Raw genomic sequence first — 21,153 nt, forward strand, 5'->3', positions numbered from 1 at the left:
GTTCCAGAGAGCCTGTCTGACGGGAGGACGGCAATGGGTGGTACGGAACACCTCACCGTGCAGCGCGAAGGCGCCACACTGGTGCTCACGCTCAACAGGCCCGAGGCCAAGAACGCGCTCTCGCTGCCGATGCTCGTCGGTCTGTACGACGGCTGGATCGAGGCCGACGAGGACGACGCGATCCGCTCGATCGTGCTCACCGGCGCGGGGGACGCCTTCTGCGCCGGCATGGACCTCAAGGCGCTGGCGGGGCGGGGCATGGAGGGGCAGCAGTACCGGGACCGGCTGAAGGCGGACCCCGATCTGCACTGGAAGGCGATGCTGCGCCACCACCGGCCCCGCAAACCGGTGATCGCCGCCGTCGAGGGTCACTGTGTCGCGGGCGGTACCGAGATCCTGCAGGGCACCGACATCCGGGTCGCGGGAGAGTCGGCGACCTTCGGGCTCTTCGAGGTCAAGCGCGGGCTGTTCCCCATCGGCGGCTCCACGGTCCGCCTGCAACGCCAGATCCCACGCACGCACGCCCTGGAGATGCTCCTCACGGGGCGTCCGTACTCGGCCCGGGAGGCCGCCGGGATCGGCCTGGTCGGACACGTCGTGCCCGACGGAACGGCGCGGCAGAAGGCCCTCGAGATCGCCGAACTGATCAACGCCTGCGGTCCGCTGGCCGTCGAGGCGGTGAAGGCGTCCGTGTACGAGACCGCCGAGATGACGGAGACGGAGGGCCTCGCGGCCGAGCTGACCCGCGGCTGGCCGATCTTCGACACGGCCGACGCGAAGGAAGGCTCCCGAGCCTTCACCGAGAAACGCCCACCCGTCTATCGGCGCGCGTGACGTCCGGGGTCGTGACGGTGCGCGGGGCCGGGACGGGCGTGACAGCGGCCTTCTGCGGCCGGGAGGGGGAGACCCGGGGGCCCGGGTTCTGCCTTCGGGGGCGTGCTCGATCCTCTGCTTCCCCCCGACGCGGTCACCACGTGCTCGATCCTCCCCCTCCCCTCCGACGGAGTCGTGACGCGCACGATCCCCCTCCCCTAAGGAGACAACCGGGATGCCCGAAGTCCTCAAAGCCCCCCTCGTCGTCGAGTTCCCCTTCACCCGATCGCTCGGCCCCGTCCAGAGCGCGTTTCTCACCGGGCTGCGTGAGCGTGTCGTCCTGGGTGTGAAGACCGCCGACGGCCGGACGCTCGTCCCGCCCGTCGAATACGACCCCGTCACCGCGGAGGACCTGGGCGAACTCGTCGAGGTCGCCCCCACCGGCACCGTCACCACCTGGGCCTGGAACCACGAACCCCGTCGGGGTCAACCCCTCGACACCCCCTTCGCCTGGGTCCTGGTCCGGCTCGACGGCGCGGACACCGCCCTCCTGCACGCCCTGGACGCGCCGGGCCCCGAGGCCGCCCGCACCGGGATGCGCGTGCGTGTCCGCTGGGCGGCGCAGCGCACCGGCGCCATCACCGACATCGCCTGCTTCGAGCCATACGACGGAGACCGACCGCAGATCGCGGGTCACGACGGGCGGTTCGAGGACATGGTCACCGGCATCGTCGCTCCCGCGCGCCTCGACTACGTCTACTCGCCCGGCCGCGCCCAGTCCGCCTACATCAACAGCCTCTCCTCGCGGCGCACCGTGGGCGAGCGCTGCCCGTCCTGCCGCAAGGTGTACGTCCCCCCGAGGGGCGCGTGCCCCACCTGCGGTGTCGTCACGTCGGAGCAGGTGGAGGTGGGCCCCCGCGGCACCGTGACCACGTACTGCATCGTCAACATCAAGGCCAGGAACCTCGACATCGAAGTGCCGTACGTGTACGCGCACATCGCCCTCGACGGCGCCGACCTCGCGCTGCACGGCCGGATCGGCGGCATCCCCTACGACCAAGTGCGCATGGGGCTGCGGGTGGAGCCTGTGTGGACGGAGGGCGGCCGCTATCCCGACCACTACCGGCCCACCGGCGAACCGGACGCCGAGTACGACACGTACAAGGAGCTGTTGTAGATGCCGCCCATCAGGGACATCGCCGTCGTCGCCTTCGCGCAGAGCGACCATCTGCGCACCACCGACGAGCTCTCCGAGGTGGAGATGCTCATCCCGGTCCTGCACGCCGTCCTCGACCAGACCGGGCTGAAGACCAGCGACATCGGTTTCACCTGCTCCGGTTCGACCGACTACCTGGCGGGTCGCGCCTTCTCCTTCACCATGGCCCTCGACGGGGTGGGCGCCTGGCCACCGATCTCCGAGTCGCACGTGGAGATGGACGGGGCCTGGGCGCTGTACGAGGCGTGGACGAAACTGCTCACCGGGGACGCCGACACCGCGCTGGTGTACGGGTACGGGAAGTCGTCACCCGGATCCGTACGGGACGTGCTGACCCGGCAGCTCGACCCGTACTACGTCGCGCCCCTGTGGCCCGACTCCGTCGCCCTCGCGGCCCTCCAGGCGCAGGCGCTCATCGACGCCGGCGAGACCGACGAGCCCGCGCTGGCGGGGGTGGCGTCCCGCAGCCGCGCTTCGGCCGCCGCCAACTCCCATGCGCAGCTGCGGGGTTCGGTGGCCCAGGGCGAGTACCTCGTACGGCCCCTGCGCGTCGGCGACTGCCCGCCCGTCGGCGACGGTGCCGCCGCCGTGATCCTCGCGGCGGGGGAGCGGGCCCGCGAGCTGTGCGAACGGCCCGCCTGGATCCGGGGCATCGACCACCGCATCGAGGCGCACGGCCTCGGCGTGCGCGACCTGACGGACTCACCGTCGACCCGTCTCGCCGCCGAGCGGGCCGGAGCCTTCGAACGGCCCGTCGACACCGCCGAGTTGCACGCGCCGTTCACCTCCCAGGAGGTGGTCCTGCGTAAGGCGCTGCGTCTCGGTGAGGAGGTGCGCGTCAACCCGTCCGGCGGCGCCCTCGCCGCCAACCCGATCATGGCCGCCGGGCTCATCCGCATCGGTGAGGCCGCCGCCCGCGTCCACCGGGGCGAGTCCGACCGGGCGCTCGCCCACGCCACCTCCGGGCCCTGCCTCCAACAGAACCTGGTCGCCGTACTCGAAGGGGATCCCCGATGAGCAAGGAGCCCGTGGCCGTCGTAGGCATCGGCCAGACCAAGCACGTGGCGGCCCGACGGGACGTGTCCCTCGCGGGACTCGTCCGCGAGGCCGCCGGGCGGGCGCTCGCCGACGCCGAGTTGACGTGGGCCGACGTCGACGCCGTGGTCATCGGCAAGGCGCCCGACTTCTTCGAGGGCGTCATGATGCCGGAGCTGTACCTCGCCGACGCGCTCGGCGCGGTCGGCAAGCCCATGCTGCGGGTGCACACGGCGGGTTCCGTCGGCGGATCCACGGCCCTGGTCGCGACGAACCTGATCGCGGGCCGCGTCCACGGCACCGTCCTGACCCTGGCCTACGAGAAGCAGTCCGAGTCGAACGCCATGTGGGGCCTGTCCCTGCCGATCCCCTTCCAGCAGCCGCTGCTGGCCGGCGCGGGCGGCTTCTTCGCGCCGCACGTCCGGGCGTACATGCGGCGCACCGGCGCGCCCGACACCGTCGGCTCGCTGGTCGCGTACAAGGACCGGCGCAACGCGCTGAAGAACCCGTACGCCCATCTCCACGAGCACGACATCACGCTGGAGAAGGTGCAGGCCTCGGCCATGCTGTGGGACCCGATCCGCTACTCGGAGACCTGCCCGTCCTCGGACGGCGCCTGCGCGATGATCCTCACCGACCGGGCGGGGGCGGCCCGCTCGCCGAGGCCGCCCGCGTGGCTGCACGGCGGCGCGATGCGCAGCGAGCCGACCCTGTTCGCGGGCAAGGACTGTGTGTCGCCGCAGGCGGGCAAGGACTGCGCGGCCGACGTGTACCGGCAGGCGGGCATCGCGGACCCGCGCCGTGACATCGACGCCGTGGAGATGTACGTGCCCTTCTCCTGGTACGAGCCCATGTGGCTGGAGAACCTCGGTTTCGCCGAGGAGGGCGAGGGCTGGAAGCTCACCGAATCCGGTGTGACCGAGCTTGACGGGGACCTGCCCGTCAACATGTCGGGCGGTGTCCTCTCCACCAATCCGATCGGCGCCTCCGGCATGATCCGCTTCGCCGAAGCGGCACTTCAGGTGCGCGGTCAGGCGGGAGAACACCAGGTGGAAGGGGCTCGCAGGGTGCTGGGACACGCCTATGGAGGGGGATCCCAGTTCTTCTCGATGTGGCTGGTCGGGGCCGAGCCGCCCACCTCCTGAAAGCGTCCCCCTCACGTGGCCTGTCCGCCGCCGGAACCGATCGCTAGGCTGGCGGCGGACGACGAACCGGGAGGAGCACGGACGTGGCCGAGAGCACCATCGAGCAGCACCCGCTGGCGGGGTGGGACAAGCCTGAGCTGGACCTCAGCAACGCCGAATGGCAGTCCAGCAGCCGAGGGCGGGGAGACGTCCAGATCGCTTTTGTCGAGGGCTTCATCGCGATGCGCAACAGTGGCCGCCCCGCGAGCCCTTCCTTGATCTTCACACCGGCCGAGTGGGGCGCGTTCGTGTCGGGCGCCCGCGAGGGAGAGTTCGACCTGACCTGAGCCGACCTGACCCGACCTGACGTCGAGACTGCGAGCCGACGCCCCGTACGAGGAGGCGATACGCGACGTGGGTCCCGTCCCGGGGCCGGTGCCCGAGCCGGGGCCCGGTCCCAGGACGAGGCTTCTTCTTTGGGGCGGGCGATCCGTGAACGACACGATGGCCCCGAGCGACTGAACGGCACGGCGGCTCTGTACGACTGGACGGCACGGCGGCCCCATGCGGCTAATGGGTGCACGTGTACCTATCATTAGCGTCATGGCGGACTCGATCGACGCGGACACCCGGCTCGCCCTGGACCTCGCCCTCACCATCCGGCACGACGGACAGGGCGGAGTGGCCGACGACCTCACGGAACCCGGTGGACTCACCACCTGGGTGCGCGGGCACGCCGACCTGCTGCCCGGAGCCGACGCCTTCATCGCCGACGCCGCCGCGCTCGCCGCCGTACGCGACCTGCGCGCCGCGGTCCGCGCCCTGTTCGCCCGCGCCGTGCACCCCGGCGACCCCAGCCCGGCCGACGCCGCCCGGCTGCTTCCCGTACCGCAGGCCGTGCTGTGCCTGAACACCGCCGCCGCCCTCGCGCCGACCGTCCCCGTCCTCACCTGGGACGACGGCGCCGAACCCGTCGTACGCCGACAAGCCGTGGACGGCGCCGCTCCCCTCCCGGCACTGCTCGCCCGCGCCGCCCTCGCCTTCCTCGCGGGCCCGGACCGGTCGCGGCTGCACGCCTGTCACGCGCCGCGCTGCGTGCGCTACTTCATCAAGGAACACCCGCGACAGGAGTGGTGCAAACCCTCGTGCGGGAACCGTGCACGTGTCGCCCGCCATCACGAACGGCACAGGAAATCCGCGCAGGCCGTGGGGGATTGACCGAAGAATCCGGTCGGTCGGCCGAAGGCCGCGCCGGGTAGCGACGGAAGGGCTCCCCACGAGGCGCTACGAGCGTACTCTGAGGTCCCTGGAGGTCACGGTACGCATCCGCTCCCCGCGTGGACCGCACCACCGTGGCCAGGGGGTGGATCATGGGACAACGCGCTGTACGCAGCAGAAGGACACTCTTCGAACGGGAGGGTGAACTCGCCGCCGCCGACGAGGCGTTGAACGAGCTCACCGGTCTGCGCGAGGACGGAACCGAAGCATCCGAGCGGCCCCGCGGCGCGCTCCTCGCCTTCGCCGGACGCGCCGGAATCGGCAAGACCACGCTCCTCGCCGAGGTACGGCGGCGCGCCGCCGCCCAGGGCTGCACCGTCCTGTCCGCGCGCGGCGGAGACCAGGAACAGGGCGTCGCCTTCCACGTCGCCCGCCAGCTCCTGCAACCCCAGCTCGCCGGGATCGCGGAGGCGGAACTCCGCGCCCAGCTGGGGAGTTGGTACGCCATCGTCGGCCCCGCGCTCGGCCTGTGCGCCCCGTCCGAGGGCGCCCCGCCCGACCAGCAGGGCCTGCGCGACGGCCTCGACTGGGTGCTCACCCACCTCGCGGTGCAGCGCGCCCCGATGGTGCTCGTCCTCGACGACGCGCACTGGGCCGACCCCGAGTCACTGAGCTGGCTCGCCGCCTTCGCGCCGCGCGTCGAGGAACTTCCGCTGCTGCTCGCCGTCGCCTACCGGCCCGACGAACTCCCCGACCACGCCGAGGCGTTCAGGAGCCTTCCCGGACGCGCGGGCCAGCGCCCCCTCGACCTCGAACCGCTCAGCGCCGCCGCCGTCGCCGACCTCGTCCGCGAGGACCTCGGCACCGAGGCCGACGACGTGTTCTGCCGCGAGTGCTGGGCGGTCACCGCGGGCAACCCCTTCGAGGCGGTGGAGTTGACCGCGAAGGTCCGCGACCGCGGGCTGGTCCCGACCGAGGAGGGGGCGCACCTGCTGCGCGACCTCGCCGCCGCCGTCAAGGGCAGCGGCCTGATCGCCCGCCTCGAACGCCTCGGCGCCTCCACCGTGCGCTTCGCCTGGGCCTGCGCCGTCCTCGGCACCGAGATCCCGCCGACCCTGGCCGCCGCCGTGGCCGGCCTCGGCTCCGAGGAGGCCGCCGACGCCGCGGACGCCCTGCGCGGCGCCCGTATCCTCGCCGGCGCCGACACCCTGGAGTTCGTCCACCCCCTCATCGCCACCGCCGTCTACCGCGCCATCCCCGGCGCCGTCCGCGTGGCCCTGCACGGCCAGGCCGCCTGGTGCGTCATCAACGAAGGGCTCGGCCCCTCCGCCGCCGCCCGTCACCTCATGGAGACCCACCCCGAGGGCGACAACTGGGTCGTCCAGCAGCTGCGCGCCGCCGCCCGCGAGACCCAGCGCGCCGGAGCCCCCGACGCCGCCCGCCGCTACCTCGCCCGCGCCCTGCGCGAGCCGCCACCCCTCAAGGAGCGGGCCGCGGTCCTCCACGAACTGGGCTGCGCCTCCCTGCTCACCGAACCGGCGACCACCGTCAACCACCTCCGGGCCGCCCTGGAAGAACCCATCACCGACCCGGAACTGCGCCACAACATCGTCTACCGGCTCTCCCAGGTCCTCGCCCACAGCGACCGGCTCGCCGAGGCCTCCGAGACGCTGGCCCGTGAGATCCGCGTGACCGGCGACGCCCGGGTGCGGCTGCGGATGCAGTCCGAACAGTTCATGTGGGACGCCTTCCGCGCCGACGAACCCGACTCCCCGGCCCGCTCCCGCCGCCTGGCCCGCCTCGCCGACCGGCTCACCGGCCGCGACCTCACCGAGCGCTATGTCATCGGCCTGCGCGCCTGGGACGCCACCCTGCGCGGCGAGCCCGCCCACGTCGCGCTCCACCACGCCGAACGCGCCCTCGCCGGAGGGATCCGCTGGGCCGAGGCCGACCGCGGCTTCGAGGTGCCCGTCCTGGTCGCCCTCACCTTCATGTACGCCGACCGCCCGGGCCGCACCGAGGAACTGTTCGCCGCCGGGATCGCCGACTTCGAGTCCCAGGGCTGGCACGGCGCCCACCTCTCCTTCGGCTACACCCTCCTCGGATACGTCCGCTACCGCCGCGGCCGACTCGCCGAGGCCGAGGACTTCGCCCGCGCGGGCCTCAGGCTCGCCGAACGCGTCGGCGCCGGAACCCCCGTCCACTGGTACGCCGTCGGTGTCATCATCGAGATCCTGCTCGCCCGCGGCCGCGTCACCGAGGCCGCCCAGATCGGCGAGGACCACGCGTTCGGCGCGCCCTTCCCGGCCGCCGTCACCTTCCCCGACGTCCAGACCGTGCACGGCGAACTGCTGCTCGCCCGCGGCCTCACCAAGGAAGCCGCCGCCGAGCTCGAAGCGGCCGGACGCCGCCTGGACCCGCGCGGCATGCGCAACCCCTCCTGGTGCCCCTGGCAGCTCCACCTCGCCCGCGCCGAACGGCACGACGCGCCGGAACGCGCTGTCGCCACGGCACTCGAAGCGGTGCACCGCGCCCGCCAGTTCGGCGCCCCCTCGGCCGTCGGACAGGCGCTGCGGGCCGCCGCCGACGTCTCCTCCGGCTCGACCCGCGTCAAGCTCCTCGAAGAGTCCGTCAGCCATCTGGAGCGCTCCCCGGCCGCCTACGAACTGGCCTGCGCGCTGGTCGCCCTGGGCACCGAACTGCGCCGCTCGGGCTCTCCGAAGGAAGCCGCGGAACACCTCTACCGGGGACTGGACGCGGCCATGCAGTGCGGCGCCGACGGCCTCGGCGACGAGGCCCGCGCCGAGCTGGCCGCCGCCGGGCTGCGCCCGCGCCGCCTGCACAGCACCGAGACGGACACGCTCACCGCCCGTGAACGCGCGGCCGCCACGCTCACCGCCCGGGGCCGCACCACCACCGAGGTCGCCGAGGAGCTGGGGACCGAGGAACCGGCCGTTGTCCGCCTGCTCTCTGCGGTCTACCGGAAGGTGGGCACGGACCGTACGGGACTGGCGGCGGCACTGGGCCAGCAAACGGTTCGGTAGCCACGCGCGCCCGGTGCGCCAACCATCCACAACCGGTCCGGCAACCACGTACAGCCGGTCCGGTGACCGCGCACAGCCGGTCCGGTGGCCACGCACAGCCGGTCCGGCAACCATCCACAGCCGGGTCCAGCAACCGCGCACAGCCGGGTCCGGCGGCCACGCGCGGGGGACGCCCCCGAGGCCCGGTTCGCGCCCGGGCACGTACCATTGCGGCATGTCCTTCCTCCGCCGCCGCAGCGCCACGCCCGCCGGGCCCGACTTCGACGTTCTGGCCATGGATCCGGGTGACTGGCCGGGCAATCTCGGTGCCGGTCTGCTGCCCGCCCCCGACGGCAGCTGCCAGGGTGTCTTCCTGCGCTACGACCTGTTCGGCGGCCGTGGTCCTGCGATGATCATCGGCAATCTGCCCGAGGGCTCCCCGGCCCGCGACGTCGCCGAGGACGAGATCCCCTTCGAGGTGGCCCAGCTGCTGCTGGCGCTGGAGAACGACGAGGAGGTCACCGTCACCGGGACCGAGGACATCCCGGTGATGCAGGGTGACGGTCTCCTCATCGTGCGCCGTCTCAAGCTCTCCGAGACCCGCATCTCCTGCGTGCAGTTCGACCGCGACGACAACGTCCTGGTGACCATCGCCGCCTGGGACCGTCCCATCACCGACGACCTGTACGCCCTGCTCAAGCCCCTGCCCCCGGAGCTGTTCCAGCAGGGCTGAGGCCCCGGCGCCGCGTTCAGGCGGCCGACTGCCACCCGAGTGCCGGACCGAGCCGGGTGGCGATGTCGGTGAGGATCTGCACGTAGTCCTCGTGCCCGAAGGTGAACGGCAGCGCGAACGCGACCTCGTCGACCTCCCGGAACGCGGCGTGGGCGTACAGCCGTTCGGCGATCTCCTCGGAAGTGCCGACGAGATCGGGCGCGAACATCATCCGGGCCGGGCCCTGCGGGGTCGCGGTACGAGGAGTGCGCTTCAGGGCGTACTCCTCGTACTTCTCACGCTGCTCGGGTGAGGCGCTGTCGGTGGGGATGACGACGAGGCCCTGGGAGACCCGGGCACGGTCGCCGTCGGGGTGGTGGGCGCGGAACGTCCGGATGTGCGACCGCTGGATCTCGGCGAAGTCCTCGGACTCCTCCGCCTTGACGACACTGCTGGTCAGCAGGTTCATCCCGTGCTCGCCCGCCCACTGCGCGGAGCGCAGGCTGCCGCCCCCGTACCACAAGCGCCGGCCCAGACCCGCGGCGTGCGGCTGGACGCGGTCGGAGAACACCTCGAAGCCCTCGACGCCACTGAAGTCGGTCGCCGACTTGCCGCGCACGAAGTCCAGCAGCCGTTCCACGCGGGCGTAGCTGAAGTCCTCGACGTCGCCGGTGTCGGGGTAGAGGGCCTGCTTGACCTGGTCGTAGTGCATCGGCGGGCCGACGCTGACGCCCGGGTTGAGGCGGCCCCCGGACAGGATGTCGACCGTGGCAAGGTCCTCGGCCAGCCGCAGCGGGTTCTCCCACCCCACCGGTATGACCGCCGTCCCCAGCTCGATCCGGCTGGTGCGCTGCGAGGCCGCCGCCAGCACGGCCACGGGGGAGGAGATCCCGTACTGGAGATGACGGTGTCGCACCCACGCGCTGTCGAATCCCAGCCGCTCACCGAGCTCGATGATCTCCAGCGTCGACTCGTGACCCCGCCGCGGGTCGGCCTCGTCGAACAACCCGATGGTCAAGAAGCCCAGCTTCCGCAAGGGGTGTGAGGGCAGTGGCACGAGGCTCCTCCAACGTTCGCGACGATCTCTGTTGAACAGTCGAACGTCAGCGCCACAGCGGCTATGCCCAGGGTGGCAGGCGTTTTCCGCGCTCCCGCCCCGACGTCCACGGAGTCCGCGGGGTGGCGCGGTTGCGACATGTCCCATCCGCGCCACGGGGAAACGGTGACATCGCGTCCGGCGGCAGCGGATTCTGTGCAGCACCCGCATGAAGATCTCCTCACGCGCACAACCATGCACGGAAAGGTTCTGATCAGATGAGACGCATCCGCCTCGCGGCGGTGATATCGGCCGGCCTGGCGCTGACCGCCGGCGGCATGCCATCGGCGGCCGGAGCGGCTGGTGTGTCCAGTACGGCCGGGACGACCACGACGGCAACGGCAGCCACGGCTGTCCCGGTGGGAGGCTCGGCCGGTGGCAGCGCCACCGTGCGGCTGATCACCGGCGACCGTGTGACCGTCACGACGGACGGCGACGGCAAGCGGATCGCCGCCGTCGAGCCCGGCAGCGGCAGGCGCGGCATCCTGTTCCGGACCGTGGAACAGGACGGTGACCTGACGGTTCTGCCCTCCGACGCCCAGGACCTGGTCTCCGCCGGGCGCCTGGACCGGCAGCTGTTCAACGTCAGCGCACTCATCAAACAGAAGTACGACGCGGCGCACACCGACACGCTCCCCCTGATCATCGGCCGGCCGGACGGTGTCCCGGCCTCCGCGGTGCGCAGGCTCACCACGCTGACCGAGGACGACGCGCCCACCCGCACGCTGGACAGCATCGACGCGCAGGCGGTCCGGATCTCCGACGACGACCTGGACCGGTTCTGGAAGCAACTCGCCCCCGCCCCGAACAGGGTGAGCGCCGCGGGCGTGGCCGCCACGCCCAGGATCTGGCTGGACGGCCGGGTCGACGCCACCCTCGACCGCAGCACCGGACAGATCAACGCCCCGGCGGTCTGGAAGGCCGGGTACGACGGCACCTCCGTCAAGGTCGCGGTACTCGACACCGGCGTCGATCAGACCCATCCGGACCTGGCCGGACGCATCAGCCAGGCGAAGGACTTCTCGGGCAGCTCCGGGACCGGTGACGTCTTCGGTCACGGCACCCACGTCGCCTCCACGGTCGGCGGGACCGGCGCCGCGTCCGGCGGCACCCGCAAGGGGGTGGCACCGGGCGCCGACCTGCTGATCGGCAAGGTCCTCGGGGACGACGGCTACGGAACCGAGTCGCAGGTCATCGACGGCATGGAGTGGGCCGCCGCCGAGGGCGCCAAGGTCGTCAACATGAGCCTGGGCTCGGACGAGGTGAGCGACGGCACCGACCCGATGAGCCTCGCCGTCGACGAACTCAGCGACACCAGCGGCGCCCTGTTCGTGGTGGCCGCCGGCAACAGCGGAGAGCAGGGCCAGGAAACCATCGGCTCACCCGGCGCGGCGGACGCCGCACTGACCGTGGGCGCGGTGGACCGCGACGACTCACTCGCCCCGTTCTCCAGCCGCGGTCCGCGCCACGGCGACCGCGCGGTCAAGCCCGATGTCACCGCCCCGGGCGTGGGCATCGTCGCGGCCCGCGCGGCGGGCACCACCATGGGCGAACCGGTGGACCAGTACTACGTGGCCGCTTCCGGTACGTCGATGGCCACCCCGCATGTGACGGGCGCCGCCGCCCTGCTCGCCCAGGCGCATCCGACCTGGAGCGGACAGCGGCTCAAGGACGCGCTCATCAGCACGGCGAACACCGTCGGGGGACAGCAGGTGACCGAGGAGGGCGGCGGCCGCGTCGACGTGGCCGCGGCGGCGCTCGGACCGGTCACCGCCACCGGGAGTGTGGCCCTGGGACCCTACGGGACCGGCGGCGACAACGGCGCCCCGCGCACGGCCACCGTCCGCTACACCAACACCTCGGACAAGGACGTCACCCTCGCGCTCGCCGCCCACCTCGCCACCACCGGCGGCCGGGAACTCACGACCGGTGCGCTGCGACTCGGCTCCGACGCGGTGCGGATCGCCGCCGGTGCCACCGTGGACGTGCCGCTGACGGTGGACCCCTCCCGGGCCGGCCGGGGCGACTACTACGGCTATGTCATCGCCACCACGGCCGACGGCGCGGTCAAGGTCCACACCACGGTGAGCATCGTGGTGCACGGCCCCATCCACAAGCTCACCGTCACCACCTACGACCACGACGGGAACCGCGTCCAGGCACTGCCCACCATCTGGGGCACGGACGGATTCGTCGACTACGTCAGCACCGAGCCGGCCGTCGCCGAAGTCGAGGAAGGCACCTATCAACTCGACTACTCCAGCCTGGACACGGCCGATGACGGACAGGAACTGCGCCAGGTCGTCCTGCCGGAGGTGAAGGTCACCAAGGACACGGCCGTCACCCTGGACGCGCGCAAGACCACCAAGGTCGACATCCGCACGCCCAGGCCCGCCGAACAGCGCGGCATCCTCGACTACCAGACCTACCGGCAGATCGACGGACACAGCCTCCTCCAGGGCACGATGTACTTCGATCTGGCCAAGCGGCTGTATGTCAGCCCCACCGCGGCCGTCACCGACGGCACCTTCGAGTTCGCCTCGCGCTGGCAGCTGGTCGCCCCGCTGCTGGAGGCGAAGGTGTCGGGCAGCGACCTCGCCCTGAATCCGTACTACATGCCGGATTCGCCGTTGTTCGCCACCGGCGGTATCACCCTGACCGCCGTGGACGCGGGCACCTTCGCCAAGCCCGACTTCAGCCGGGCCCGCGGCAAACTCGCGATCGTCCGCAACGAAGAGGGCACCAACGAGCGGGAGTTGACCCGGCAGGCGGCCGCGGCGGGCGTACGCGGACTGCTGATGACCCACTTCGCCGACATCGCCTGGACGCGCTGGAGCCCCGACGGCGAACGCGAGGCCGTGCCGGCCGTTCGTATCGGCAAGGCGGCGGGCGCCGCCCTGCTCGACCGGCTGAAGAAGCACCCGAGCACCACCGTCAGATTCACCGGAACGGCGAAGAGCCCGTACCTCTACGACGTCATGCAGACGTCGTCCCAACAGATACCCCGGCAGGTCGTGTACACGGTGTCCGAGCGCAACAGCGCGGTGCTGCGGACCACGTACGCCGACAATGGAGGAGCGCCCTGGGCCAGTGAACAGCGGTTCGCCCGGCGCCCCTACCAGGACACCGCCTGGTTGCAGTACACCCGCTATGTGCCGACGGGCTTCGTACGCACCGAGTACGTCAGCGCGAACGGCACGGCCTGGCTGCACCGGGTGCATCACACGACCACGTTCGACGTCGACATGCCGCTGGCCGTGGGCATGAACGACGCGCCCCGCACCTACCGGCCCGGCGAGCACCTCGACGAGCGATGGCAGGGGGCAGTGGTGCGTCCCTCGATCCCCCGGGGCACCACGACGCCCTCGGTACGGACCGGAGACGTACTGGCCCTGCGCATCCCGGAGTTCACCGACTCCACGGCGGGTCACTGGTCACGGCTGCTCGCCGGTGACGGCGGCGGGGTGGGCGGACTCGCCACGGCGGCCGACGCGCCGGGCGGTGACACGGCAGCCGCGGCGCTCTACCGCGACGGGGTGAAGGTCGCCGACGCCGACAGCGCCTGGACCGATTTCGAGGTCGCCCCGGGCGCAGCCGACTACCGGCTGGACCTGACGACCTCGCGCGTGGACGACGAGTGGGCGTTCGCCGCCCGTACGGACACCTCCTGGTCCTTCCGCTCCGCGACCACGGCCATGGCGACACCGCTGTCCCTGCTGCAACTCGACTACGACGTACCGGTCGACGCACACAACGCGGTGGGAGCCGGGCGGACGCACACCATCGGCCTGGCCGTCCGAGCCCAGGACGGGCAGCCCGCCCCGCGTGGAGTGTCCCTGCGCGTGGAGGTGTCCTACGACGACGGCAGGCACTGGGGCGGTGCGGCGGTCCAGGACCGCGGGCACAACGCCTTCCGGGCCACCGTCACCAGGCCCTCCGGCCACGGCGACGCGTATGTGACCCTGCGGGTCACGGCGCGGGACCGGCTCGGCAACAGTGTCCGACAGACGGTGCAACGCGCCTACCTGCAACAGGGGTAGACACGGCTGCGCACAGCGCGCACGGCGGGTGCACGGCGGAGCGACGCGGCCGTGCACCCGCCGCCCGTCCACACGGATGCAGTACGGTGTTCAACCGTTGGACGGGGTGGGACCAAGGAGAGCGCCGTGACACTGGAAGCCGCCGGGGTCACCGATGCCGAGGAGTCCGCCTACCGGATCCTGGTGACGATGAGCAACGCCTCGGCACGCGAATTCGCGATCCGCTCGGGTGCCACCACCGCGGACGCCGCACAGATCCTCGAGGCGCTCACGGCCAGGGGACTGGCCAGTCACACCGATGGATCACCACGGCTCTACCGGGCCACGCCACCCGATGTGGCCCTCATGCCCCGGCTCAAACGCAACGCCGACGCCCTCGACCAGGCCCGCGTCACGGCCACCGCCCTGCTGGCGACCTACCGGGACACCATGCGTCGGCGCGACGCCGGCGAGCTCATCGAGGTGATCACCGGGGCGGACGCGCTGCGCCAGCACCTCCGCCGCATCCAGGCGGACACCCAGGACGAGATGCTGTGGTTCTGCAAGGCCCAGTACGTCGCCATGCCGTCGGGCAGCAACGAGGCGGAGTTCGACGCCCTGGCCCGCGGGGTGCGCTATCGGGTCCTCTACGAGAAGGCGTTCTTCGACGACGAGGGAGCCGTGGACAACGTTATCGAGGGCGTACGGGCGGGTGAAGTCGCCCGCGCGGTACCCCATCTGCCCCTGCGGCTCGCCGTGTCCGACCGCGCCATCGCCATCTGCCCCCTCGTACCCGGCGGTCCGCACGGCAGCCCCGAGGAACCCACCGCGGCCCTGGTGCGCGACAGCAGTCTCCTCGCCGCGCTCATCGCACTCTTCGAACGCTACTGGGACGACGCCGTCCCCCTGCACGTCGACGACACCGGAACGGTCAGCGGAACTGACGGGACATCCGGCGCCGACTCCCTCTCCACCACGGACCGACGGCTGCTCTCCCTGCTCGTCGCAGGCGTCACGGACAAGGCGATCGCTTCGCAACTGGGCCTGAGCAGGCGTACGGTCCAACGTCATATCCAGCAACTGATGACGTTCGCCGGGGCGGCCACCCGTATGCAACTGGCCTGGCAGGCCGCTCGCCGGGACTGGGTGTAGCGGAGATGGGCCCGGCGCCCGTCTCCGGGCAGTACGCCCGCCATCGACAGGAGTCCCCATGACCGACGGTTCACTCATCGTGGAAAGCCTGAAGGTCGGCACCCACCTGAAGGACCTGCGGATAGAAGCCCGGGAGATCTATCGGTTCCGTCCGCAGAACGTCGGGCCCGGGCAGCCGGATGTCTGGACGGTCATCGAGTTCAGCGTGGCGGCGGCGCGCGCGGCGGAGGTCGCCGAGGCGATATCGGGGGCCTTGGACCAGCCCGGCTGGTACGCGGATCTGCGGTCCGCCGACGAGACGTTCGTGGTGTTCCCGGGGCGGGTTCTGCGTTATGCGCGGGGCGACCGTGCGGCCCGGGCCGAGGCCCGGGCGGTGGGATGGACCTTCGGGGTGCCGGAACACCAGCTCGACTGGTCGGAGTAACGACGGTACGGAAGCCGGGGCCGGGGCGCTGTCCGCGGCCCGGCCCCCGCCCCCCGGCACCTATGCGCGCGAGCGCGTCAGGTTCACGTCCGCCGCCCGCACGAACGCCACCCGGTGGCCGAACTGGATCTCGTAGTACATGTCCTTGCCGATCACGACCCTGTGCGGGGCCGTGTCGAACGTCGGCGCGTAGAAGTACTCGCCCGGCACCTTGTCACCGACCGCGTACTTCTGGCCTGCCTGGATCTTGTACGGCAGCGGTGAGACGGCCTGGACGGGCACGCCCGCGGGGTACGCCGCCGCCTCCGGGTAGGCACGCCCGTACACGGGGATCTCTGTGACGCCGGCCTTGGGGGTCACGACCTGACCCGAGGCGTTCACCGCCGTCGGCCGGCCCTGCGGGTTCTTGAACCAGGCCTTCTGGCCCAGGTACCAGATCGCCGTCCAGTCGCCGTCACGGTCCGCGACCGCGTACCGCTGTCCGGTGGAGACCCGTGAACCCACATCGTTCACATCGATCGTCGAGTCGCCGCCCTTGGGACGCAGCCCGATGTCCTTGATCAGGGGCGAGGTCTCGTCCGGCCGGGAGTAGAGCCGCACCTCGCTGGAGCCGTGCGCCGCGCAGGACTCGCCGCTGGTGACACAGCCCGTGTACCGGGGCTGGTTCTCCGCGAAGTCCGGCAGCACGGTGACCAGACCGCCACTCGTCCTCGTCTTCGCCTTCGTCGCACGCTGGAAGGGGTGGCCGAGCAGGGTGAAGTAGTGCTGCCAGTCCCAGTACGGGCCCGGGTCCGTGTGCATGCCGGGGATGGTCGACGTGGTCGGGCCCGGCACGTTGTCGTGGCCCAGGATGTGCTGCCGGTCCAGCGGAACGCGGTACTTCTCGGCGAGGTAGGTCACCAGCCGGGCCGAGGCCCGGTACATCTCCTCCGTGTACCAGGCGTCCGGCGAGGCGAGGAATCCCTCGTGCTCAAGGCCGATCGACTTGGCGTTGATATACCAGTTGCCCGCGTGCCAGGCCACGTCCTTCGCCTTCACATGTTGGGCGATGTGACCGTCGGTCGAGCGCAGGGTGTAGTTCCACGACACGTAGGTCGGGTCCTGGACCAGCTTCAGAACGCCGTCCCAGCTGCCCTCCGTGTCATGGATGACGATGTACTTGATGCTCTGCGACGTGGGCCGGTCACCGAGGTCGTGGTTCCCGTAGTCACCGTCGCCGAACTCCGAGTACGGGGCCGGAATCCACTCGCAGGACACGGACGTGGGGCACTCCGTGCTCTTGGCGGAGACGGTACGCAGCCCGGCCCGCCGCAGCTGCGCGGTGTCGGGGCGCAGTCCGGGCCGGGCGGCGAGCGTGACCTGCTGACCGGCGTCCGTGGTGCGCTCCTCGCCTTCGCGGATCACTCCGTAGACGTCATTGGCGTACGTCGCCGCGGTCGCGGTGTCGTCCGCGCCGGAGAAGCGCGCCACCGCGCCGTACCAGTCGGCCGCGTCGTCGCTCAGCGGCTCGCCGAGGTCCTTCTGCGCGGCGGCCAGGAGCGCGGCGCCGCCCGCCACGTTCGCGGCGGCGTCGGTGCGCAGCCGCTCCTCGGGCAGGCCGGTGAGCCGGGCCGCCTTCGTCAACGTCTTGAGCCGAGCCGGGAGTTCGGAGTTCTGCGGCACCTTGGTGGTGGGCAGCAGGGGCGCGCGCGAGCTGTCGCCGCGGGCGTCCTCCGTGCCATCACTGTGGTGCGGTGCTTCCGCGATCGCCGTCCGTGCGTCGGTGAGGTGCATGGGGCCGTAGCCGCCGCTGGCGCTCGGCGCGCCGGCGTGCGCGTCCCAGCGGGACTGGAGGTAGGAGACGCCGAGCAGGACGCTCAGCGGCACGTGGTACTCGGCGGCAGCGCCGACGAAGGCCTGCTGGAGCCCAGCGGAGGACGCCTGCGCGGTGCTGTTCGACGGTGCCGCGCCGAGCAGCGGCAGCATCAGCGCCGCCGAGGCGACGGCGCCCGCGGTACGGCGCGCGCGTCTGTGCCCGGCGGTGGCCTCGGGGTCGGTGAAGGATCCTCGCAATGCAGCCTCCTGGGACGGTCGAGCGCGGTGGGGCGTGCGGGCCGAACGTGGGTCAGTGGTATCGGCTCTCCGACGATCCGTCAATCATGCCCAGGAGCAGGCGATTTTCCATGTCAGCGAGGGACGAACAGGTTTTCGTGGCGGCAGCGGGACGGCCTGCAAGGCGTCAGTGGAGTGGACCGGTGGCGCGAACGGGTGAAGATGCCCCGGAAGGGATGCCGGCGGGGAAGTGCCGCTCGCCGTACATCGGCGCCGCACGGCAGTGCCCCCGCGTGACGAAGGCCCGCGGTGTGCCGCCGTTCAGGCGCACCGCGGGCCTTCGTCCCCGTCAACGAGTGCCGACCGCCGCTCGAACGGCCCGACGGGCCATCTGGCAGTCGTCGTGCAGCCGCCGCAGCAGCAGCCGCTGTTCCTCGCCGGACGGCGCAGCACCCGGATGGGCCGGTCCCGGTGCCGCCGGGGTCGCGTCGTGCATCGAACGCTGCACGGCCGTCTCGTACGTACGGATCTCCCGGGTCAGTACGAGCATCAGGTTCACCAGGAAGGCGTCGCGCGCCGCGGGACCGGCGGACTGCGCGAGCTGACTGATCTGCCGGCGCGCCACGGGAGCGTCACCGAGGACCGCCCACAGCGTCGCCAGGTCGTAGCCCGGCAGGTACCAGCCCGCGTGCTCCCAGTCCACCAGCACTGGACCGGCCGGCGAGAGCAGGATGTTCGACAGCAACGCGTCCCCGTGACAGAACTGGCCCATGCCCTGACGGCCCGCCGAGTGCGCGATGCCGTGCACCAGCTTCTGCAGGTCGCCCATGTCCCGGTCCGTGAGCAGACCCAGCTCATGGAAACGGGAGATCCGCTCCGCGTAGTCCAGCGGGGCGTCGAACGTCCCCGCCGGCGGCCGCCACGCGTTCAGCCGGCAGATCGCGCCCAGTGCCGCCCGGATGTCCGCGCGGGGCGGCGCCTCCGCCGGGTGCCGCTGCAGCGCGGCCACCCGCCCCGGCATCCGCTCGATCACGAGGGTGCAGTTGTCCGGGTCCGCCGCGATCAGCCGGGGCACCCGGACCGGCGGCCTATGCCGCACGAACGATCGGTATGCCGCTATTTCGTGCCTGATCCGCTCCGCCCAGATCGAGGAGTGGTCCAGTAAACACTTGGCGACCGCCGTGCTGCGCCCCGTCGTGCCGACGAGGAGCACGGAGCGCCCGCTGCGGCGCAGTACCTGGACCGGAGCGAACTCCGGACAGATCCGGTGCACCGACGCGATCGCCGTGCGCAGCTGCGCGCCCTGAGGGCCGGACAAGTCGATTCTCCCGCTGAGCGGTTGGGTGCCGAGCCCCGGAACGCGCCGCGTCCTGCCGGCGCCGAGCACGGGGGCCGCCGGTCGAGCGGGGTCGAGGTAGGGGCCGCTGCCCGCCGCCGCCGGGCGGGGGTGAAGCGACCGGGGCGGAGCGGACACGGAGGACGATGCTGTGTACATGGGCGAAACAGATCCCTTCGTGTGCCTGCAAGTTGCTGCGCTACCCGCCCCGGCCGCCCTGGTACACCCTGGGGGAATGTCCCTCGGCAACCGGGTCGGGGTGGCGCTTTCCTACCTGACACCGGATGCCCAGTGGCAGACCATCTGGCGCACCCTGGCGAACCCTGGCGAATAGTCGCTCAGCAACTGACAGAGGGTTACTGTCAACTCAGCCGAGAACCTGGGGGCTTGACGTGAACGGACAACCCAACACTCGTCTCTCGGATCTGTTCGGCCTGGCCGGCTGGTCCAAGGGCGAACTCGCGAGGCTGGTCAACAAGCAGGCGGCGGCCATGGGTCACCCTCAGCTGGCGACCGACACCTCACGGGTGCGGCGTTGGATCGACATGGGAGAGATCCCGCGCGATCCGGTTCCGCGAGTGCTGGCGGCTCTTTTCACCGAGCGTCTCGGCCGTGTCGTGACCATCGAGGACCTCGGTCTGGTGCGGCACGGGCGTGTGGGGAAACGGCCGGGCGGCGGGAATGTGGAACATCCCGACGGCGTGCCGTGGGCGCCCGAGCGAACCGCTGCGGTCCTCACCGAATTCACGGGAATGGACCTCATGCTCAACCGACGCGGCTTGGTGGGCGCGGGTGCCGCGCTCGCCGCGGGATCCGCACTCAGCAGTGCCATGCACGACTGGCTCCACACCGATCCGGCCCTCGTGGCCGACGCCCCTGTAGTCGACAATCCCCTGCACGCCGACCCCGCTGGGTTCGACCGTTACGAGGCCGCCCCCATCGGGTCGCAGGAGATCGAGGAACTGGAGCGCTCGGTCGAGGTGTTCCGGGCCTGGGACGCGGCCCGCGGCGGCGGGTTGCAACGCAAGGCCGTGGTGGGCCAGCTCAACGAAGTGGGAGGCATGCTCTCCTACCGACACCCTGACCATCTGCAGCGCCGCCTGTGGGGCGTCGCCGCCAATCTCGCCGTCCTCGCGGGCTGGATGTCGCACGACGTCGGCCTGGAGCCAACGGCCCAGAAGTACTTCGTCATCGCCGCGCACGCGGCCAGAGAAGGCGGCGACCGGCCGCGCGCCGGGGAGGCGCTCTCCCGCGCCGCCCGTCAGATGGTGCACCTCGGCCGGCCCGACGACGCCCTGGACCTGATGAAGCTCGCCAAGTCGGGCTCGGGTTCCGAGATGTTGCCGCGCACCCGCGCCATGCTCTACACGATCGAGGCCTGGGCTCAGGCGTCGATGGGCAAGGGCCAGGCCATGCGGCGCACCCTGGGGGAGGCGGAGGACCTCTTCGTCTCCGACAAGGGTGATGTGCCACCGCCGAGCTGGATGCAGATGTTCGACGAGGCGGACATGCACGGCATGCAGGCCCTGGCTTACCGGACGCTCGCGGAGCACGACCCGGCCGCGGCGACCACGGCGCAGCGCCACGCCAAGGAAGCGTTGCATCTGCGGGAGAACGGGCGGCAGCGGTCACAGATCTTCGACTGGCTGTCGCTGGCCTCGGCGTGCTTCATCGCGGACGACCCCGAGCAGGCGGACCGCTATGCCCGGCTGGCCCTGGTGTCGATGGGGGCGAACTCCTCCCACCGCACCTGGGACCGACTGCGCGAGATGTACCGGCTCACCGCCGAGTACTCCGGCTACCCGAAGATCCACGAACTGCGTGAGGAGATCCAACTCGCCCTCCCCAAGGGCTCGCTCAGGCCGAAGCGCGGGGGCACCACCACACAGGCATGAGCACTCCTTGCCCGTGTGCACAGTAGAGGGTTCCAGGCCGGGTCGTTCCAGGTCGGTCC

Annotated in this window: 15 protein-coding genes; 12 read left to right on the forward strand and 3 right to left on the reverse strand. The window is 71.6% G+C overall.

The window, feature by feature from the left end; all coding sequences use genetic code 11:
• Positions 1–33: 33 nt before the first annotated feature.
• The 8 genes from KVT44_RS10975 to KVT44_RS11010 all read left to right on the forward strand — a co-directional run bounded on the left by KVT44_RS10975 (position 34) and on the right by KVT44_RS11010 (position 9,162).
• A complete protein-coding gene (locus KVT44_RS10975) occupies positions 34–834 on the forward strand; it encodes a crotonase/enoyl-CoA hydratase family protein (protein ID WP_054232934.1) in 801 nt (266 codons plus the stop codon).
• A 214-nt stretch (positions 835–1,048) separates the two neighbouring features.
• Positions 1,049–1,990 (forward strand): Zn-ribbon domain-containing OB-fold protein, encoded by a 942-nt coding sequence (locus tag KVT44_RS10980; RefSeq protein ID WP_217566878.1) that lies wholly within the window; start codon positions 1,049–1,051, stop codon positions 1,988–1,990.
• Positions 1,991–3,046, forward strand: coding sequence for a thiolase domain-containing protein (locus KVT44_RS10985; protein WP_217566879.1), 1,056 nt, complete (start codon positions 1,991–1,993; stop codon positions 3,044–3,046). It begins immediately after the preceding gene.
• Positions 3,043–4,209: a thiolase domain-containing protein gene (locus KVT44_RS10990; protein WP_217566880.1), complete on the forward strand. Its 1,167-nt coding sequence runs from the start codon at positions 3,043–3,045 to the stop codon at positions 4,207–4,209. The genes KVT44_RS10985 and KVT44_RS10990 overlap by 4 nt, the downstream gene beginning before the upstream one ends.
• 83 nt (positions 4,210–4,292) lie before the next feature.
• Entirely contained in the window at positions 4,293–4,535 is a 243-nt protein-coding gene (locus KVT44_RS10995) for a DUF397 domain-containing protein (RefSeq protein ID WP_054232930.1), read from the forward strand.
• 256 nt (positions 4,536–4,791) lie between these two features.
• Complete coding sequence (locus tag KVT44_RS11000) at positions 4,792–5,406, forward strand: ABATE domain-containing protein (RefSeq protein ID WP_217566881.1); 615 nt, start codon at positions 4,792–4,794, stop codon at positions 5,404–5,406.
• Between the two features lie 152 nt (positions 5,407–5,558).
• Positions 5,559–8,450 (forward strand): AAA family ATPase, encoded by a 2,892-nt coding sequence (locus KVT44_RS11005; RefSeq protein WP_217566882.1) that lies wholly within the window; start codon positions 5,559–5,561, stop codon positions 8,448–8,450.
• A gap of 214 nt (positions 8,451–8,664) precedes the next feature.
• The gene (locus KVT44_RS11010; protein WP_217566883.1) at positions 8,665–9,162 is read left to right on the forward strand and encodes a hypothetical protein; all 498 of its coding nucleotides are present in this window, start codon (positions 8,665–8,667) and stop codon (positions 9,160–9,162) included.
• Positions 9,163–9,178: 16 nt separating this feature from the next.
• Here KVT44_RS11010 and KVT44_RS11015 read toward each other — a convergent pair whose 3' ends face one another.
• Positions 9,179–10,198 carry an LLM class flavin-dependent oxidoreductase gene (locus KVT44_RS11015; protein WP_217566884.1) on the reverse strand — a complete coding sequence of 340 codons (1,020 nt, stop codon included), beginning with the start codon at positions 10,196–10,198 and terminating at the stop codon, positions 9,179–9,181.
• 257 nt (positions 10,199–10,455) lie between these two features.
• On the opposite strand from KVT44_RS11015, the gene KVT44_RS11020 reads away from it, so the two are divergent.
• The 3 genes from KVT44_RS11020 to KVT44_RS11030 all read left to right on the forward strand — a co-directional run bounded on the left by KVT44_RS11020 (position 10,456) and on the right by KVT44_RS11030 (position 15,832).
• Positions 10,456–14,277 carry a S8 family serine peptidase gene (locus KVT44_RS11020; protein ID WP_217566885.1) on the forward strand — a complete coding sequence of 1,274 codons (3,822 nt, stop codon included), beginning with the start codon at positions 10,456–10,458 and terminating at the stop codon, positions 14,275–14,277.
• 126 nt (positions 14,278–14,403) lie between these two features.
• Positions 14,404–15,408 carry a LuxR family transcriptional regulator gene (locus KVT44_RS11025; protein WP_217566886.1) on the forward strand — a complete coding sequence of 335 codons (1,005 nt, stop codon included), beginning with the start codon at positions 14,404–14,406 and terminating at the stop codon, positions 15,406–15,408.
• A gap of 58 nt (positions 15,409–15,466) precedes the next feature.
• On the forward strand, positions 15,467–15,832 hold the full coding sequence (locus KVT44_RS11030) for a hypothetical protein (protein WP_054232924.1): 366 nt from the start codon (positions 15,467–15,469) through the stop codon (positions 15,830–15,832).
• Positions 15,833–15,892: 60 nt separating this feature from the next.
• On the opposite strand, the gene KVT44_RS11035 is transcribed toward KVT44_RS11030, so the two are convergent.
• Together KVT44_RS11035 and KVT44_RS11040 are read right to left on the reverse strand one after the other, a co-directional pair.
• Entirely contained in the window at positions 15,893–17,884 is a 1,992-nt protein-coding gene (locus KVT44_RS11035; RefSeq protein ID WP_217566887.1) for an N-acetylmuramoyl-L-alanine amidase, read from the reverse strand.
• 328 nt (positions 17,885–18,212) lie between these two features.
• The gene (locus KVT44_RS11040; protein WP_060898028.1) at positions 18,213–19,358 is read right to left on the reverse strand and encodes an aminoglycoside phosphotransferase family protein; all 1,146 of its coding nucleotides are present in this window, start codon (positions 19,356–19,358) and stop codon (positions 18,213–18,215) included.
• A gap of 233 nt (positions 19,359–19,591) precedes the next feature.
• On the opposite strand from KVT44_RS11040, the gene KVT44_RS11045 reads away from it, so the two are divergent.
• The gene (locus KVT44_RS11045; RefSeq protein ID WP_099924485.1) at positions 19,592–21,094 is read left to right on the forward strand and encodes a hypothetical protein; all 1,503 of its coding nucleotides are present in this window, start codon (positions 19,592–19,594) and stop codon (positions 21,092–21,094) included.
• Positions 21,095–21,153 lie beyond the last annotated feature (59 nt).

The sequence above is a fragment of the Streptomyces sp. GbtcB7 genome (genome assembly GCF_019091445.1).
GTDB lineage: Bacteria > Actinomycetota > Actinomycetes > Streptomycetales > Streptomycetaceae > Streptomyces > Streptomyces mirabilis.

Excerpts from the sequence above, each read along its gene's own strand:
- KVT44_RS10975 (WP_054232934.1), top strand. The coding sequence starts at position 34 with ATGGGTGGTACGGAACACCTCACCGTGCAGCGCGAAGGCGCCACACTG.
- KVT44_RS10980 (WP_217566878.1), top strand. The coding sequence starts at position 1,049 with ATGCCCGAAGTCCTCAAAGCCCCCCTCGTCGTCGAGTTCCCCTTCACC.
- KVT44_RS10985 (WP_217566879.1), top strand. The coding sequence starts at position 1,991 with ATGCCGCCCATCAGGGACATCGCCGTCGTCGCCTTCGCGCAGAGCGAC.
- KVT44_RS10990 (WP_217566880.1), top strand. The coding sequence starts at position 3,043 with ATGAGCAAGGAGCCCGTGGCCGTCGTAGGCATCGGCCAGACCAAGCAC.
- KVT44_RS11000 (WP_217566881.1), top strand. The coding sequence starts at position 4,792 with ATGGCGGACTCGATCGACGCGGACACCCGGCTCGCCCTGGACCTCGCC.
- KVT44_RS11005 (WP_217566882.1), top strand. The coding sequence starts at position 5,559 with ATGGGACAACGCGCTGTACGCAGCAGAAGGACACTCTTCGAACGGGAG.
- KVT44_RS11010 (WP_217566883.1), top strand. The coding sequence starts at position 8,665 with ATGTCCTTCCTCCGCCGCCGCAGCGCCACGCCCGCCGGGCCCGACTTC.
- KVT44_RS11020 (WP_217566885.1), top strand. The coding sequence starts at position 10,456 with ATGAGACGCATCCGCCTCGCGGCGGTGATATCGGCCGGCCTGGCGCTG.
- KVT44_RS11030 (WP_054232924.1), top strand. The coding sequence starts at position 15,467 with ATGACCGACGGTTCACTCATCGTGGAAAGCCTGAAGGTCGGCACCCAC.
- KVT44_RS11040 (WP_060898028.1), bottom strand. The coding sequence starts at position 19,358 with ATGTACACAGCATCGTCCTCCGTGTCCGCTCCGCCCCGGTCGCTTCAC.